This is a genomic window from Rosistilla oblonga (genome assembly GCF_007751715.1).
Lineage (GTDB): Bacteria > Planctomycetota > Planctomycetia > Pirellulales > Pirellulaceae > Rosistilla > Rosistilla oblonga.
The window spans coordinates 3,304,424-3,321,857 of record NZ_CP036292.1; the positions used below are offsets into that span (position 1 = coordinate 3,304,424).

The 17,434-nt window shown below is 53.6% G+C and carries 14 protein-coding genes; all 14 read right to left on the reverse strand.

All coding sequences use genetic code 11. The features are described 5' to 3' along the window. Positions 1-104 precede the first annotated feature (104 nt). The 14 genes from CA51_RS11730 to wecB all read right to left on the reverse strand — a co-directional run bounded on the left by CA51_RS11730 (position 105) and on the right by wecB (position 17,332). A complete protein-coding gene (locus CA51_RS11730; RefSeq protein WP_145120761.1) occupies positions 105-1,571 on the reverse strand; it encodes a tetratricopeptide repeat protein in 1,467 nt (488 codons plus the stop codon). After that, positions 1,568-3,289 carry an exosortase U gene (xrtU, locus tag CA51_RS11735; RefSeq protein WP_145120763.1) on the reverse strand — a complete coding sequence of 574 codons (1,722 nt, stop codon included), beginning with the start codon at positions 3,287-3,289 and terminating at the stop codon, positions 1,568-1,570. The genes CA51_RS11730 and xrtU overlap by 4 nt, the downstream gene beginning before the upstream one ends. Before the next feature lie 161 nt (positions 3,290-3,450). Continuing rightward, positions 3,451-4,179, reverse strand: coding sequence for a PEP-CTERM sorting domain-containing protein (locus CA51_RS11740; RefSeq protein ID WP_145120765.1), 729 nt, complete (start codon positions 4,177-4,179; stop codon positions 3,451-3,453). Positions 4,180-4,664: 485 nt separating this feature from the next. Beyond that, entirely contained in the window at positions 4,665-5,849 is a 1,185-nt protein-coding gene (locus tag CA51_RS11745) for a glycosyltransferase family 4 protein (RefSeq protein WP_197451767.1), read from the reverse strand. Between the two features lie 35 nt (positions 5,850-5,884). After that, the gene (locus CA51_RS11750) at positions 5,885-7,048 is read right to left on the reverse strand and encodes a glycosyltransferase family 4 protein (protein WP_145120769.1); all 1,164 of its coding nucleotides are present in this window, start codon (positions 7,046-7,048) and stop codon (positions 5,885-5,887) included. Then, positions 7,045-8,499 carry an O-antigen ligase family protein gene (locus tag CA51_RS11755; protein ID WP_145120771.1) on the reverse strand — a complete coding sequence of 485 codons (1,455 nt, stop codon included), beginning with the start codon at positions 8,497-8,499 and terminating at the stop codon, positions 7,045-7,047. Before CA51_RS11755 ends, CA51_RS11750 begins: the two co-directional genes overlap by 4 nt. A gap of 137 nt (positions 8,500-8,636) precedes the next feature. Then, on the reverse strand, positions 8,637-9,530 hold the full coding sequence (locus CA51_RS11760) for a glycosyltransferase family 2 protein (protein ID WP_197451768.1): 894 nt from the start codon (positions 9,528-9,530) through the stop codon (positions 8,637-8,639). After that, positions 9,496-10,770 (reverse strand): acyltransferase family protein, encoded by a 1,275-nt coding sequence (locus tag CA51_RS11765; protein ID WP_145120774.1) that lies wholly within the window; start codon positions 10,768-10,770, stop codon positions 9,496-9,498. The genes CA51_RS11760 and CA51_RS11765 overlap by 35 nt, the downstream gene beginning before the upstream one ends. Before the next feature lie 180 nt (positions 10,771-10,950). Then, the gene (locus CA51_RS11770) at positions 10,951-11,874 is read right to left on the reverse strand and encodes an ISAzo13 family transposase (RefSeq protein WP_231746185.1); all 924 of its coding nucleotides are present in this window, start codon (positions 11,872-11,874) and stop codon (positions 10,951-10,953) included. 342 nt (positions 11,875-12,216) lie between these two features. Then, positions 12,217-12,414 (reverse strand): hypothetical protein, encoded by a 198-nt coding sequence (locus tag CA51_RS26145; RefSeq protein WP_231746139.1) that lies wholly within the window; start codon positions 12,412-12,414, stop codon positions 12,217-12,219. Between the two features lie 417 nt (positions 12,415-12,831). Next, on the reverse strand, positions 12,832-13,704 hold the full coding sequence (locus tag CA51_RS11780) for a sulfotransferase family protein (RefSeq protein ID WP_145120778.1): 873 nt from the start codon (positions 13,702-13,704) through the stop codon (positions 12,832-12,834). A 230-nt stretch (positions 13,705-13,934) separates the two neighbouring features. Next, a complete protein-coding gene (locus CA51_RS11785; RefSeq protein WP_197451769.1) occupies positions 13,935-15,038 on the reverse strand; it encodes a glycosyltransferase family 4 protein in 1,104 nt (367 codons plus the stop codon). 55 nt (positions 15,039-15,093) lie between these two features. After that, positions 15,094-15,408, reverse strand: a complete 315-nt coding sequence (locus CA51_RS25830) for an acyltransferase (RefSeq protein WP_197451770.1) — start codon at positions 15,406-15,408, stop codon at positions 15,094-15,096. 799 nt (positions 15,409-16,207) lie between these two features. After that, positions 16,208-17,332, reverse strand: coding sequence for a non-hydrolyzing UDP-N-acetylglucosamine 2-epimerase (gene wecB, locus CA51_RS11795; RefSeq protein WP_145120784.1), 1,125 nt, complete (start codon positions 17,330-17,332; stop codon positions 16,208-16,210). Positions 17,333-17,434 lie beyond the last annotated feature (102 nt).

A 17,434-nucleotide genomic window follows, 5' to 3' on the forward strand; every position in this document is an offset into this window, starting at 1 on the left:
AAAGGATCGCGCATCTTCGTTTAACCACGTGCCCATCGGGCCGCGCTGGAGTGGAGGCTTCAGCCGAACGCGAGGGGCGTTGCCACCGCGGCTAAACGATCACTTCACTGAGACTTACTGCGGTGCAACTCCGCGATGTCGCTTTTTCCCAGCTTGTCATAGATTACCGCGAGTCGCTCATGGACACGTTTTGGATTTTCGATTCGACCGATGATCGATTCGAAATCACTGCGCGATTCATCCCAACGCTGCAGCTTAAACAGGATCTCGGCATGCGTTGAAATCAGATCGGGATCGCCCGGACGCATTTTTATCGCCGCATCGACAAGCGTTAACGCACGATCGACGTCCTGTGGCTGGATTGCTGCAATGACCCATGCCAGGTTGTTCATGAGCGTGGCGGATTTGAGGTCGCTGCGATAGGCAGCTTCCAAATGAAACAGCGCCTCGTCGAACTGCTCCGCCTTGGCGTAATAGGTCCCGAGGACTAGGTGAATGGTTTCGGGGTGTGGTGTTTCGGTAAGCGCTTGCTTCAAATGGACCTCGTACTTGTCGTCCAGAAACTCATACGGCCCGACGATTCGCGCCAGACGTGCCATTACCTGTAAATTGTTGCCGCGGAACTTCAGCATCTGATCCAACAGGGCTAGTTGCTTCCGCAGGATCTGCAGCGAATAGGTTTCATCGCTCAATCGATCGAACTCTCGCAGCGAGATTCTGACATAGACCTCCGTCAACAGTTCCTTCTGGTCGTCGTTTGCCAACCGCATCCCTTCGTTCAGCAGTTGCGTTGCTTCGGTAAACTCGCCGGCCTGCTGCAACATGTTGGCGAGCGCCGATCGGACGTTGAAATTTTCGGGGTCGATCGCGATTTGCGACTTCAAAAACTGCACTGCGTTTTCGGCATAGCGTTTGGCTGAGGTTTGGTCCTGATTGGCCGCGGCGAGGTGAGCGAGCGTGACGTAGAAATCGCGATGCTGCGTTGCGACGGGCTCCAATGTTTCGATCGCCCCATCGACGCGGCCGGTTTGCGCTAGGATCTGGGCCAACGCTCCGGCGGCATCGCGACTCTCTGGAGCCTTTTCAAAAGCAATCCTGGCGAACGCTTCGCTACTGTTTAACATCGCTCTACGTTGCTCATCGTTTTCGGCGTTTGGCAATGCTTCCATGCGGATCTCGACCGCTAGGAGAGCAGCTTCCACCGCCGTGCCACGGTCGGCGTTGGCAATCACGTCTTGGAGGATTTTGATAGCCACCTCGTGCTCGCCGTCCTGATGCGTGGCTTCCGCCAGGGCCAACTGAACTCGCGGTTCGTCGGGGCGGATCTGCAACGCCCGTTCGAACCAAAGTTTGGCACGGGCGTGATCGTCGACTTGCATCGCCCCGACGCCGGCCCGTTGGTACTGATCGAATCGTTTTATCTGAACCGACTTGGGAGACGACATTCCGACTATCAAACCGACGCTGGCGATACCAAGCAGAGCGGGCACGCCGGCAAGTAGGGAAAAGTAGTTGCGTGTTGTAAACCAATCGCTTGTGAAGGCTCGTAGCGAGGAGAAGATATCGATCATCGTGTGCTTCCTCCATCGTTGGTGTCTGATTTTGTCGACGATGCCATTTCGAGGGGAGCTCGATTCTTTTTCGGTTCGAGTTCGGATCGCAAAACGCTCCGCATCGCAGTGAAGTGACCGACAAGCTGCTCTACCATCTCGGTATCTTTTCCACTGACATTCGAGACAAACAGCTGCACCTGTACGGCGCCGTCGTTTATGTGCAGCCAATCGTTGACGCCGCGGCGAAGGCGGGTGTCGATAGCGCCGGATAACGAGCGTTTTTCTTTTCCAAGAAAGATGCCTCCATCGGTATCAAGGGCGGAGTACAAGACCACGCCTTCGATCCCTCCGGTGCGCTTCATCGAGAGTATCGTCAGGGGCCAGCTTGAGTCGTCGAGTCCCGGTCGCTGTGTGATCTCTTCCATTGTCCATCCGATACCTCGGTAGCAAACCGACAGATCGTGTTGCACCTGCCACAGGTAGTCGATCGACAGACGCCCCGACCAATGCGGCGCCGATGCGGTCCAAGAGCGAGAATGTTTCCCCCACGCGCTCATGAATTCACGTTCGGTGACTGTGTAGCCGTCAATGTTGACGTTGTCCAGTTTTCCCTCTCCTGCGCGGGACCAGAAATTGGCATCCAATAGTTCGTGCAGTCGATCGACGGCGTGGCCATTCGCCAGCCTTGCCGATTGCATCGCGGATCCTGCGGTATTGGCGCCAACGAGGAACATCGCCAATACAATGCCTCCGCAGAGTCCACTCCAGCGAACCAGCGGCGAGATACTGCCGGCCGATGCTGCTTGAAGTTGTGGTTTGTTGATCTGTGATTTGTTCCCCGACGCTGCAAAGCGGTTCCAGATTTTATGGAAAACTGTAGTCGACTGACGGTCGATGAAATCGGCCTTTACTGGACTTAAAAAGAAGGTGACAAGACTTGCTGTCGACCAACACATCCCGATAGCGAAGGCAAAGACAACCAGCCCCAGCAGTTCGTGTTTCCATCCTGTCAAAAGGTCGATCTGCCAGGCATCCCACGCGAAGACTACAGCCACGATGCGGACAACGTTGGTAACCAGAGCCCAAAAAACGCTCACCCCCAACAGGCCGACGCTCACAAACAGCGATCGACGCGTCAAGACGCACAGGACGCCGGTAGCGGCGGCGAGCGAGAAGAGCGAATGGACGCCGGCGCACGCCTCTTCGACAAAAAACGTATGCTCGGGGAGGACTGTCAAATTGCCCCGCATCAAGTGCGATACGCCGATGAAATCCAACAGTTCGGATGAGGCGACAGAGGCAAACCGCTGCAGTTGCTGGATCAGTTGGACATCGAGGCTAAGCGGTGGCGGCAAGATAAGCAGGAACAGCATCGCGGCAGCGACAAGGCTGTTGCGATTGTTCCCTTGTACCCAAAAACTGCCAGCCAGTAGGCTCAGGAATATCGCGACGCCGGATAACCACGCGGGGCCCAGTATCGGCGACAACAGGAGAGCCGCTACGGCGCCGCCGCCGACAGCGAGCGACAAGACGCGATTCCAACCACGGGGCATGGAAAGCTCGAGCGGCCTTGATGCCCAGAAAAAGTAGATGATCGCAGCGACGATTAACGGGAAAAAGCGATAGTGTTCGCGGTTCCAAAGGTAACTTGAAAAGTTCCAAATCGGAAAAGCGAAGACCAGCATTGCGACGGCAATCGCAATGCCTCGCCAATACTTTGGAGAGGTGGGGGACATCGAGTTCTCGTTTACCTCTGCTAGATGATGAATGTTATGCTTTGCTTGGTATCGTGCCAGCCTAATTGCTGCGGGGGCGATCCATGAAAAATCTGGGGGCGCATAAAAAAAGAGAACACCCACGAAGCGATGTTCTCTTCTGAAATTGACGCCTATACAGACTATGCGACCCTCGCTGGCCGCCGCCGGCGATAGCGGCGAACCGCAGCTCCAGAAAGTCCGGCCAAACCTAACAAAGCCATGCTCGAGGGTTCTGGAGTTGCTGTGGCCGAGAAGGAGGTAAGGGTGGTCGCAAAGGGATTTGCTCCTGCGGCCCCGTTAAGCTGCAGGCGTAGCGTGCGAATTCCACTTGCTGAAGCAAAGTTATACGTCGACACGCCGGAGCCATCGACAGAAAGACCGCCTGCCGATCCAGCGATAGGATTTCCGAGGTTGTCATACGCTAGCACGCCGAGCGTGGCGGCTCCTGTCTGGGCGGTTTCGAAGGTTTCCCCGGGCATGCCTTGGGAAACAAAGCCGGTAAAGCTGACAGAACTCGCAAGTATGCTATCGAAGCTTACAAAGGCGAACGCGCTGCCTGGTGCCGCCAGTTGCAATCCGAAAGCTCGGTTGGATGTCGAGTTGTAGAATTGGGAACTGTCTGTGAAGCCTGGCGCAAATAGAGCGCCAGGAGAACCGGCAAATGTGCCCAGTGGCCCTGCGCCAAATGTTGCTTGGAATCCCGGATTGATTCCCGAGACCGCAGTAAAGCTAGCGTCGCCGTCGCTAGCGCCGGTGAAGTTCGTCGAGATGCTTGCATGTGCGGAAATCGCACAAACACACACCAGAACCAGAGAAAGGTTAGTCCGCAACATCTGTACCCCAATCGTGTTAAGTAAAGAAAATGGCATCAATGGTGAACATTGTATCAGTGTAGGAACCGTAGGCAAGCTGTTTTGGCGATATTTTCGGATTCGACGACTGGGGAGTGTAAGCCCTTGTGCGCTAAAGCCTCTGTTGCGGTTGCCCAGAACAGCACTAATAGTTGTCCGGCGACGGGAGAACGCGAGATGCGAAGAGAGGGGGGGAGCGGGCGCCGACGGAGAATCCGTGGGATAAAGAGAGTCCCGTAAGTGAGCGAGACTACTGGCGTCGTCCAGATTCGGAACTACAAGTCGCCGCGATCAGGCGAAAAGAATGAAATGATCGCCCAAAAAAGAGGACGCGGCTGAGCACAAGCAGGCGTTGGAGGAGGCGTTGCTGATCTGCGAGGCTTCGCTCCAGCGAGCGATCTGTGATTCCACACGGCAAATTCGCGCCAGAGTTTACCGAAACCGTTACGGTATTCGGAGTTGGGGGGGCAGCGAGCCCACTGGCTCTATCGAATGCTGCTATCTCACCCGCCGGCGGTGCTGGGGGGCTGTGCTTGTGGGCTCTGATCACCTCTGCAGGAGATCGATGAATAGACCTCCAAGAGTTTCTCGATTCGCGTCGATAGGTTGAACGACATTTCAACCTTCCTGCGGGCTGCAGAGCCCATCTGCTGCCGTTTACAACTGTCGAATAGCAGCGACTGGAGACACTCCGCGAGAGCTTTCACATCGCCGGTTGGAAAGGTGAGGCCGTCCTCGCGATCATTGACGAGGTCGCGATTCCCCGGGATGTCGGAGACAATCGCTGGCAGGCCACACGCTAAGGCTTCAAGGATTGCCAACGGCATCCCTTCCCAGAGTGACGGCAGCACGAATACGTCAAAAGCAGGAAGTAGTTCCGCCACGTCGTCACGCCACCCAAGCAGATGGATGCGATCGCCCGCTCCAGCCTTGTCTATTGCTGCTTCCACCTCTGGCCTCAACTCGCCATCACCTACAAGGACAAAGTGGGCTTCGTCGTGTTTCGCAACTAAATCGATCGCCGCGCGGACAAATGTCAGCGGAGCTTTTTGCGGCCATAGCCGCCCAACCATCACAGCGATCGGTTGATCCGATGGAAGATTGAGTCTCGCACGAAGTGCGTCGCGTTGGGAACTGGAAATCGGCGCGAAGAGTGATAGGTCGACACCGTTCGGCAGTAGCTTCAGTTTTCGCCTGGAGATTCCTAAGTTTTCGGCGATACGGAGGTCATTCGAATTCAAGCAGATGACTACGTCGCAGCACTTCCCGCCGACATATTCCATCCACGCATACAGTTTACGCTTCCAACGAGATTTCTCCGCAGGAAAGGCGAATCCGTGGACCGTGTGTGCGATCACTTCCGTCCCTGCACACCGTGCAGCCAATCGTCCCAGGACCCCGGTCTTCGATGAGTGTGTGTGTACGATATCGAACTTTTCGGATCGCATTAGTCGCCACAGCCGCAACAGCGAGCGGAGGTCGTTCCATGGAGATATCGGACGGGTCAAGGTCGGTACGGTTTCGCAGCGAATTCCTTCCTTTACGGCCAATTCGGTCAGTGGGCCCGTCGTTTGGCAGATCAGGGTTCGTCTGTAAGTGTCGGGAGCCAACGAGGTCAACTCCTGCAACGTCACTCTCTGAACACCACTCAAAAGCGGTAGCAATTGCAGGTGCGCAATTTTAATCACGGGGGAGACTTCGTTTGTGGCGGAACCGGAATGTTTCAATGGACTAAGTCTTCCAACAACTTGCAGATTTTTTGCATTTGTACGGGGCGGTTGTATTCACGCTCTACCCTCAGTCGCCCTTTGTTCCCCATCTGTTTGCGCAAGTCTGCATCACTTCCCAAACGCGCAAGACACTCCAACAGATGGTCGGGTGAATCACCATCGAAGATCAATCCTGTTTCACCATCGACGACTACCTCGGGGATGCCTCCCGCACGCGCTCCAACGACGGGCAACCGACACGCCATCGCTTCTGCGGTGACTTGCCCCATACCTTCATAACGTGATGCAAGGACAAAAATGTCCAGGCTTTGCATCAGGGTTGGGATATCGGAGCGTTGCCCCAAGAAGCGGACTTGGGGATGGTCACGAAACGGCAAGCTCTCGAAATATTGCCTGTCCTCTTCGCTGTCCGTCCAGGAGCCTGCGATCAAGACAACTGCGTTAGGGAGCGTCTGGAGCAATTGTGGCAGAATCTTGAGCACGCGGTCCTGCGCCTTACGGTGGCAGACGGTGCCGACCAGCCCGATGGCAATTTGATCCGAAGAAATCTCAAACCTCGCTCGATCCGCAGGAACTCCATCGAACTGCGTCAAGTCGGCACCATTAGGGACGAGACTTATCTTGTCTCGATACCGCTGGCACTGGCGGGAAGAAAACTTGGAAAGAACCGCTTCGGAGATAATCGCAACGCGATTGACTAACGGTAGTTCGATCCTGTCCAACCATCCGTGCGGTTTGTCCAGTTTGTCCCAGATCATCACCGGGATGCCCAGGCTGCGCGCTGCCACACCCACTGTTAACAAGCCACGCATGTCGTTGCAGAAAACCGCCCGGACATCTTTGTCTTGGAGCGCTTTTCGGAGTTGCCGCAGATAAGCAACGCCTTGAGTACCGTTCCGCAACTTGCCAACGAATCCATCGTCGTAGATCGCTCCCCCATACCGGCTTAATCTCGCAGGTTGGGGAAACTCCCACACCAGATGATCCAAGGAACGCAGCTTGTCGACATAAACGCCACCTCCAGGCGTCATCACGACGGCATCAGCCAGCTTGGAATCCCACTGCGATAACAGCGACAGTAAAGTCCGCTGCTGACCCGCAATCACTTGGGGATAGCTTTCGACGAATAAAACTTGGGCGTGATTGGGACTGTTCATGAATTGGACGCCGCTGTTGGCCGCTGGTAGCCCGAATGATCAACGAAGAAGGGGGTCCACGGTTTTAGCCAAAACGGCAGCTTTAGTGTTCGCGGCGGAGGTACCTTTAGCATGACAAGATTCCCGTAGGCGAACATGAATCCAACAAGAAACCAGATGTTTCGCTGCCGCAGCCCAAGCATGGTGTTGTTGTAAAGCACCAATAAAACCAGCCCGATCAACAGCGCCTTCCCCATCATGCGGTACCAGTGAAAAGGGCACCGCTGAACGGCGATCCAACAAAAACGAGCAGCCTGAAACAGCAGCGCTAAGTGCAGTAAGAGACCAACAATTCCGGTTTCGAGTAACAGGCTAAAGTAGGTGTTGTGTACTTCCCCGTGGGTTTGGGCGACTCTCGCACCCAACTTGGGGCCAGTCCCGAAAACTGGAGTCTTCCAAAATTGTTCCATGGCAACTCTAATCTGTTGCGGACGCGTATTGTCGAGATCGCGTTTTCCAGTGTACGCTTCGATCAATAGCGCTGCCGGTCGCTGCCAGGATGGAGTGCGCATCAATGAATAATTTCCGTCATATGCAGCCCAAGCAACGACAAAATAGCTAACGACAGCAATCGCAAAAAAGAAGGCAAATGAGCGGAGTTGCCCAAGATTGAACAATAGTCTCGCTTTGCTGTCTTGAGTTAGCATGAGACCCAGCGCAACTGCGGCTAGGACCAACATCAAGACCGCCGTTCGGCTGCCAGTACCAAGAGCGGTTAAAAATGCCATGCCAGTCAGTCCCAGCATGGCTACACGCGGCAATAACCCCAGGTGGCGATGGGCGGAAGCCATGATCGGCAGCGTGATCAACGGCAAGATCATCGACGGAACTTGGTTTTCGTTCCGGAGCGTTGAACAGATTCGCCGCGTCCCTTCTTCGTAGGCGAATCCCGGGGCAAGATGAACTGTGGCGAGCGCGCCGACAAGTGATGCAACCGTCATCCCAAGTATCCAGGCAAAAACAGCCCCCGTTAAACGCTCCCATCGATCGATGGCACGAATGACGGTTAATACAATAAGGACTCCGTAGATATAGTTTGCGATCTCCACAAACACACCGGCGTACACTCGGGGCATGTCGATCGTCGTCGCTGGAACGCTCGCAAGTCCAATCATGCCAGAGACGATGCAAGAAAGAACAAACGCAATGGCTAGAGGTTTCACCACGCGGTCACTTGGAAGGTGTCGATGTAACCGAGGCAGTTGGTATGCAAACAGCCAGGTGAGCAGCATGAAAACTTCGGTTGCGGCGAATTTTTCACGTACGACAGGCAGGTGTGGTGTCTTTAAAATTGCGGTGCAGAAAATCGCTGCGTATAGAAAGACGATCGGACGTCGCGCGTTTATCGCGACACACGCTGCGCTGACAATGCCAACGGCCAACAAGACAAGAAGCAGATTATCGTCGAGCACGCTAATTTCCACTTTCGAAGCAATGGCAAGCTTCTTGTGTTTTCCAACGACTATCGTGAGTAATGTTTACGGAGAATCGCATGGATACGGAGCTTAAATGAGTTGCGGAGGCAACGCATGTTAACCGGTTCGGCGAATCAATTGTGTTTTACACGCCGTGGTGGACAAGTTTTTGATTCTGGAACCGCCGTCTCACCTAATCCAAGCGACTTGCGTAATCCGTTTTTCAAACGGTTGGGAAGCATAGGGTAGACGGTGCGTGCCAACGGATAACACTCCATCCAGGTTGGCAGTCCAAACTGTCGACGGGCGACCCGACACAATCGCGAGAGTTCTTTATTTTGTGCCGAAACGCTGAACGATCTCTGAAAAAAGCTTTTTGCATGGGCACGTCGTTTTACGACGGGAATCTGAAGATTTGCTACCTTGTGTTTTGTCGCGACCCGCAAGAAAAATTCAAAGTCGATCAAAAAGGGCTGTTTGGGATCGTAGTTTAGGCCTTCGTCGAGTACGTCACGCCGGAAAGTAATTGCGCTATGGCAGTAAGGAATACATTTTACTGCCATCCGCCGAATGGCTTCGTCTGTTTCTGGATACAGGCGAACGTAGTGTTCATCGCGTTGGGTATCCTCGCGATCTTCACCTCCTCCAACCCAGGCGTGGTCGGGGTGGGAATCGAGGAATTCGGCTTGGGCGGCAAGCCGATCGGGATACGCCTCATCGTCGGCGTCGAGGTTGGCTATGTATCGCCCGGTGGCCAGTTTGACGGCTTGGGCCAGTGCCGCGGCCCGTCCCAATCGACCACAGCGGACAATTTTCAAGCGGTCGTCATCGAATGAGTCCAGGATCGCGGGGGTGTCGTCGTCGCTACCGTCGTCCAGCACCAGGACCTCGATGTCCGCCAAAGATTGATTGAGCAGACTCTCGACCGCGCTGCGGATCCATTGCTGTTCGTTGTAAACGGTGATGATCGCACTCACTCTAGGTGTGTTACGTCTATCCATTGTGAGCGCTCGCTGGTGCGGATTCATTTGGTGAGCTTGGTGATGAAACATTTGATGGCGATGCTCGCATGGGAAGACACCAAGCACGAAGGCCGTTGATCATGCGGATTTCAACAAGGTAATAGAATAGTTGTCCAACAACCAAACAGGCGGCCAAATTCAAAAGTAGGACGACGAGCAACGGAGTTTGGTGGTAAAAGCCTGTTGTTAACCACGCGATGCCCAACACCTTTAATGTTATCGCGGAATGTGAAAGATAGGTTGCGTACGATGCATCACCGATTGCGATTAACCATCTGTGAACGTTTAGCATTCCACGCAGTTCCGCACTTACAATCCCTGTAAACAAAAGCCCACAAGGTACTCCGTAGATGATTGGTCGAGTCAGTCCGAGTTTCCCAGGATGCAGTTGATAGATATGGTCAAAGACAAGCAATCCGAGGCCGACACTTACCAGGGAAACCGAAACGGAAAAACGTAGTTTTGCAAGTCGCTCGCATTGCGTTGCAAGCAAACAGCCAAATGCAAATTCAAACAGTAGGGGATGTGTGACCATCCGGAGCACTGGAATTTCAATGAGTTGATCTGCAAATATAGTCCCCAGGCATCCGAGTGTGACGCTTATCGCAGCCACCGACTGTGCCCGCAGTTTTGTGGAACGGATTGTACACAAGCAGACGGCAAACACAGCATAGAAGAATAGCTCAAAGGACAAGGTCCACCCGGGACCCAAGAGGGGACCAAAATCTTGCGATCCACCTGGCTTATAGGCAGGGAAGAGAAAAATCGACCGGATAATCCAAGGGATTGCGATTGGAAACCGGTCCCCCGCATACATTTCGGACGAAAGTTGCGCGCGGATAACAAGCCCCCCGATCGAAAACAACAAGAAGAACCAGTAGGTCGGGTAGATGCGGATCAGCCGTTTAATCACAAAGTCCCTGCAACCTAGCAAACCTGATTTCGAACGAGACGTGACATAGACGATGATGAAGCCACTGATGATGAAGAACAGGTCAACTCCGCAAGCTCCAACATTAAAGCCGTGTTGTAGCCACTCGGGTGGCTTGATGTCGGCGTGCCGGATTTGTGGACGAAGAGACAATATGATATGGCTTACTACGACAAGTATTGCCGCGACTCCTCTCATTGCCTGAATGGAATTGAGTTGTGCCTGCTTTGGTCTGTCCATTACTTCGTCATCGAGCGTCGAAGTGAAAGAGGTGGGCGTCGAACGAGAGGGTTCAGGAATGTCTTTTTCAGGCATTGGTGGTCTCCATTTCCGCGGTTTTCAACCGTCTACGAAGGTCGAAAGTATTTTCGCAACTGTAGGATCGGTTGTTCAAGCGAATGATAAGACGCCATCGCTGCGAAACTCAGCAAAAGGAAATTGAGCGGGAACTGGGGGTACCAAGGGACGGCTCAGAAATTAATTCCCGGGACGGGGTTAGCCCGTTGTGGTGTAATTGTACTTTGGGAGCTCGGCGTCGTGCCGGATATAATCTCCGTTTAAGAATCGCTCGGTCGCCTGTACTCCACGCCGATAAATCCGTTTCAAAATTGCTACTTTAACCTGCAGCCCCGTGCTCGTGGCTGTTCGAGATGCCGCGTTGCGAATCGCTCCTATGCTGTGAAACACCACGCCTTTGAGTGACCTGGTAACATGGCAGAACAAGCGGTGGTCGATGGGGTTGTATTTCGAGCAATAGGACGGGAGGTGTGCGACGCGAAGCGTGATCCCCAAGTGCTCTGATATCTTCCAGAGTTGTTCATGGAATAGCCGCACGCGGCAACCATTGCTGCCGCCGCTGTCGGCCAGTATCAACATTTGCTTGGCTCCATCGTAACGATACCTCCCCATCCGGTTCCACCACATGCGAATCGAATCTCCCACCAGTTCGCCCGTGTCCGATCCACGCGTGAGCGTCATCAAGGCTGCGTTCGTCCTCACGTCGTATACTCCGTAGGGGATCACTTTCCCTTCGCCGGCAGATGGGAAGTCATGGTCGAAGGTGTGGACGCGTCCACTGGTTCGGCAGACGCCCTGACGATGGAAATTGCCGAGCATTTCCTTCTTTTTTGTATCGATACTAATGATGGGCCAATCGCGCATATGGTAGTGCCTACGGAGTTCGGCGATCCGCTGGAACTGGGCATCACGGTCGGGTGCACTGCCAATTGCAACGTCCTTGAGTGCTTGTCGCCTACCCAACCCAAGCTCTTCGCGGAGCAGACGATCGATCGTGTTGGGCGATACTACGAAGCCGAGCTCTTCAATGATCTTGGACAGATCACGGCATGAGCGATTCGTCCAAAGCTCGCCCGGAGTCACTGGCGAGCCAGCTGTTTCAGTTTCGATCTCTTTTCGGATCGCGTCGAGGAGGCCCGGCTGCGAGCAGCTAGCATTCGGCCTGCCCGCCCCTTTTTTCGGACCCGTCGTTTTGCCTCATCAAAAGGCAACGCTTCGATGTCGCGACTGCCATGTCGGATGGTTTTAGGATCGCAGTCAAACAGTTTCGCGATGTATTCCGTTCCGCCATGCGGAAGTTTTTCCGCCTCGATTGCCGCGTACCGCCGACGGTCCTTTTCGTTGAGCGACTCATATAGGTGTCGCATTTTCGATTCGATAGATTCGCTATACCCAATCATGACCGACTCCTTGCCGTTAGATCCCCGAAGCCCCGCTTGTTCATTCTAGCAGGGATTCAGGGATTTAATTTTTGAGCCGTCCCCAACGAACCGTGCCGGGATCCAGGACCAGCATGTTGTAGACATACAGGCTGTATGAAAGCGTTCCAATATAAACCATTCCACGGGAATCCAGGAAATTTCGGTAGTGGGGAAGCGATAGACCGTGAACACCGATCGAAACGATGACGCAGATCGCGATCAACTCGAGGGAAATTCCCAACGACAGGCGTTGGAGGTCATCAAGTTCCAGATTTGACAGCGGCGACCCTATTAGAATGAAGCCCCGGGAAAGACTTACGAGCATAGGGTAGGGAATGTCGTTTCTTGCTAATGAAAAATCCTCAGCCAGGACTCGCTTTAGATTTTCAGAACGTGTAGTTCAGGAATTGGAGAGCATGCCAAACCCATTCTACTGCATCTCGCTAGCTCCCGGTCGCCGCGGCATTTAGCGAAGTCGGGGCTAGACTGAAGGATGTAATGTTGGAGAAGGATTTTCGGGCTAGACAAGTCGTCAGTGGCTGATCCCCACGTCTTGCTCGTTCCGCTTTTTACCACAGGTTATCGTTGGTAACTACTCGGTCGAGCACTTCTTTGCAATTAGGTGGCCCACCTAAGGCCGATGTCTTCCTAGATCGCATTATGTAGTTCGGGTGTTGTCATGCGAAAATAGCCGTGGCCAAAGTGTGGTTGGGAGATTCCATTCTTGACAGAACTCTGTTATCGGAACAAGTAACTCATCTGCGATCTGCTTTTCCCCTTCGGCCGAAAAGGGGATCGACAAGGGCTTTGAGAATGAAGGAATACGATTGCGAATCCAGGCCATTTTGGATCGTTTCGAGCCCGGCAATTTCTCGTGGAGCCAAAGATAGGCTTTGCTATCTCGTATCACTCGCAGTGGCGAGGGAAGTGGTTTTAGTTGATTCGATTGGTTTTTGGCCACCTGACCGTGTTGCAGTGGGGTTGCTTCGATGTTTAGGAAACGACAAGTACGAGCGAAAACACCCTCGCGATTTGTGATGTACTCCTCAAAAGGTATCACGGCAATTTGTTCCCGTGGAAGCACTTTCAACCAAGCGCCGAGTTGCATCTGGTAGTTGCTGTATTCAACGAGAGTGCGGTCGTGCACGAGCGTTTGATCCGCTGATTGGGGCATGTGCCCTAATCGGTAGAGGAAGTCGTGATGACTAACAGCCCGGGCAATTGGATCTCTAACCAGATAAATGACCCGAAGTTGTTCGCCAAGCAGTGCTCGAGCGTTCTCTGGCACGCCTTGGTAGGTGGGGAGTTTGGTGTAACTTGTGGAAGCCTCGCCCGTAAGCATTCCGTTGGGACAAGGAGTAAATAGCGATTGATATTTCGCCCAACGCCTTGAATCGCTGTAGTTTTGCGGCAGCAATCCATCGGGCTCTTTGACTTCTGGCAGCCAAATCTTGGGATGGGTCGCTAGATCGCTATATAGCGTCGTGGTCCCGGATTTCATCGATCCGATGATCAAAAAGGAGGGAAGCATGGTTGTGGATTAACCTAGAGTGAATAAGGCAATGCTGAAGCTAGGCGATAGACTTTGATCACCGATTACGCGTTTGGAACGCTGGCTGCGTTCGATCAACTGCTTTCTTCGCGGCAGTCTAGTGCACACGTGACGTTTGGATCTCCCGCGGGATTCTTTCTTCAGATTCTCCCTATTGAAGTGGCTTATTTAAAAGTCAATGGCCTCTGCGAAGCTGCGTCTTTACCAAGCTATCGTAGACGCAACTGTCGGTACAGATCCGCGTAGGCGTGTGCCATGCGTTTGACATCAAACTTCTCAGCGACGCGATCGACCAGTGGTTGAAAATCTTTGCGCTCATTTGTTCCAGCCAAAATCGACTGGACTTGATCGCCGAGAGATTGGGAGTCGCCTTCCGTGAAGAACCGCAACACGTCCGATTCTCCCCCTGCCACTTCTTCAAAGACGGGGATCCGACTGGTGACGATCGGGGTCTCGCACAGCATCGCCTCAGCGAACGCCAGCCCAAATCCTTCTTGAACGGAATGCGACGGCATGATTACGCAATCTGCAGCAACCATCTGGTGGATGGCTTCGTTGTGGTCCACCCAGCCGGGCAAGTCAAGGTGCTGGGCAACGCCCATTGATTCCGCTTGCTGCAAGAGTGCATTACGATTCGGGCCCTCGCCCAGGATCACGTATTTCAATTCAGGGTGACGCCGAACTAAATCAGGCAAAGCCGCGATTACCGTCCCGTGTCCTTTTTCAGGAACCAGACGGCCGACCGACAGCAGAACCGGTCCGCTCGTTGGCCGATTCTGAGCGGAGGTTTGTTGAGCTTGCTTGACCACTGCTTGGATGTGTTCGACGTCGATGCCGTTGTAGATCAGGCGGTGTCTTGGATCGTTGCGATCGACCCCGTGTTGGTCGGGATCGAAATCGGGGCGATAGGACTGAGCGACACCTTGTGAGATATACACAATCGCATCGGCGTATTTTTCCGTCCGCCGGACGCCCCATCGCAGTAACGGGTTCATCGAGTCAAACATCTCGTGGCAAGTCGTAACCACGGGAATCTGAAACTGCCGCTTCGCGATCTTGCGAGCCAAGCTTCCTGGAACGCAAAAGTTCGTGTGAACGATCTGTGGGGCGGCTTTTTGGCACCACGACCGGAACTGATGCTTGAAAGATAAGGTCGAGCGTGGATCGGAAGGAAATCGGGATGCGGGAACATCGATGTTTTGTTCCGATACACCTGTCGGGGGCGGCAATGCAGGTCTTTGTCGCCCGTCGCGCATTTTAACATAGGTTGCGCGATGGGAATCCGCGATCATGCTGAGTGCCGTGGCATCCATCAATCGCCAGATCGCATGAGCTCCCGATCGATCAATGTAAGCAATGTGCATGGAGTTAGTTTAGATCCTTGCGTTTCAGGAGTCGCCCTGGACCTGCAACGTAGACATGTCCATCGGGAACGTCTTTGGTAACGACGGCTCCACTGCCGATGATTGCGTTTTCGCCGATATAGTTGACCGAGGGGAGGACGATCGCTCGGCTACCGATCCAACAATTGCGTTTCAGGACCAGAGGGGTGGCCGTCGGTTTGGAACGAGGGTCGTACCCGTGATCGTGGGTGTAAAGGATGGAACCTTCTGAGACCAAGGCACCGTCTTCAATTGTCAGGTCACCTGAATAGTCCAAAATGGTGTGACGTCCAATTTCCACGCCATCACCAATCCAAAGCCTCCCCTGATAGGTTTCGGTTGCAAGGCGAACTCCGCCCCCGAGTACGACTTTTATACCCATCGTGACCGACTTCGGATCCGCGCACCGAACTCCCGGGCCGAGGTGGCCGTACCGCCCCATTGTTATCCCACGCAAACGCCACAATGTGAGAGAGGTTTTACGCCGAATAAAACGCCCCGCACCCGCAATGAACTCAAATGGAAGTGTCCACGCAGACCCGCGTGAAGCGATTCGCTTGAATAGTTTGCTGATAACTTTGTTCTTTCGATCGAGCAACCGCGGAAATCCGCAACGATTGGTCCAGCCGAATCTAGCAACCGCTAGTACTGGTCTAGGTGTACTTTAAACACGCGTTCAGGGGGCTCTTGAGGGTTTCTGCCCGTTGCGTCCGATTTAGAGAGATTCATCTCATATTAGTTAGCACCTGGGAACGACTCTGTGCAGGTGAGAGGCATCTGACAGGCAGCGTAGTGCAGGGGAACGCGGTTACCAGTTTTTCTTTGCATTATTGTGAACGTGTCGCTGGCGGCGAGTGTTGTAGCTTGGCTTGCATCCTTCTAACTGAGTGACGCTCATCCAACGGTTACGGTGCACCCGGGCGAAGGAATTGTTGGTACTTACCTGAAGCAATCAGCACCGAGACGTAAGTGTTTTTGTCTTGATCTGGAAGGGAGGGACTGCTCGTTCTAGTGGATGACGATGTTGATGGTCGAATCGTATTGGAAATCGCTGGCGTTTCGCGCTGAATGCGGCCCCAAGGAAGCGATGTCCCGCGTTTCTAGCAACACCGGGCTATCAAATCCACGATGCGGCTAGCTGCTTTGCCGTCACCATACGGGTTTGTGGCTGGGGCAACTTGGTGTGCCCCTCGCGTTCGTTTCAGCAATCGACTTGATTCACTGATGATTGCACGAGCCGAGGTTCCGATCAGCCTGGCAAGTCCAGATTCGACTGCTTCTGGTCGTTCGGTCGTCTCTCGCATTACCAAAACTTCTTTCTCGAGCGACGGCGCTTCTTCTTGAACTCCACCCGAGTCTGTGAGTACGAAATCGCAGCGGTCCATCAACCAGACAAATTCTGGATACGTTGCGGGGGCCACGAGATGGACGTTGGGAGAGGCACCAATGATTCGATTCACCGGTTCCTGGACATTTGGATTTAGATGAACAGGGAAGATGAACTCGCATTCGGGGAAATCACGAGAAATCGCAAAAATCGCGTTACAGATCGACTCCATGCCATCTCCAAAGCTCTCCCTGCGATGAGCAGTAACGAGGACCATTCGACGGTCCCCAATCATGGAGTATTTCTCGTCCCAGATGCTTGAATTGAGACGTTCTCTTTCAACGGTTTGAAGCAATGCGTCCACAACCGTATTGCCAGTGACATGGACTTGGGATTTGGGGATGCCCTCCGCTAGAAGCGAGCGTTCAGCTCGAACTGTTGGGGCACAATGAATCGTGGTCGCCAGACTCGCGATGCGTCGATTGAACTCCTCTGGCCAGGGCGAGTGAATATTCCCTGTTCTTAGGCCAGCCTCAACATGAACCACTTTGATGGATCGGTAAAATGCGGCGATCGCCGTCGCCATGACCGTGGTCGTGTCTCCTTGAATCACAATGCAGTTTGGGGTGTACTTGCTGATTAGGGCATCGATACCTTCGATGCAGCGTGACGTAAGGCTTGCTAGCGTCTGATTCGTTGACATTAAGTCGAGGTTGGAATCAACACTTATGCCGAAGTACGAAACCACTTGGTCAACCATTTCACGATGTTGTCCGGTCAAGCATACAATAGGGGCCAGTGTTTCGTTCCGACGGTAGCACTCAGAAACAATTGGAGCCATCTTGATTGCTTCTGGACGAGTTCCGAAAACAATGAGAGGTCTGATGTGGTCTGTCATAATGGGAGGTCGCCCTCATTGTTGAGTTAGAGATTGAATAGAATCGCCATGCCGACGCATGATTCGAGAGCTATGGGAATCAAGAGTGGAAGGTAATTACTA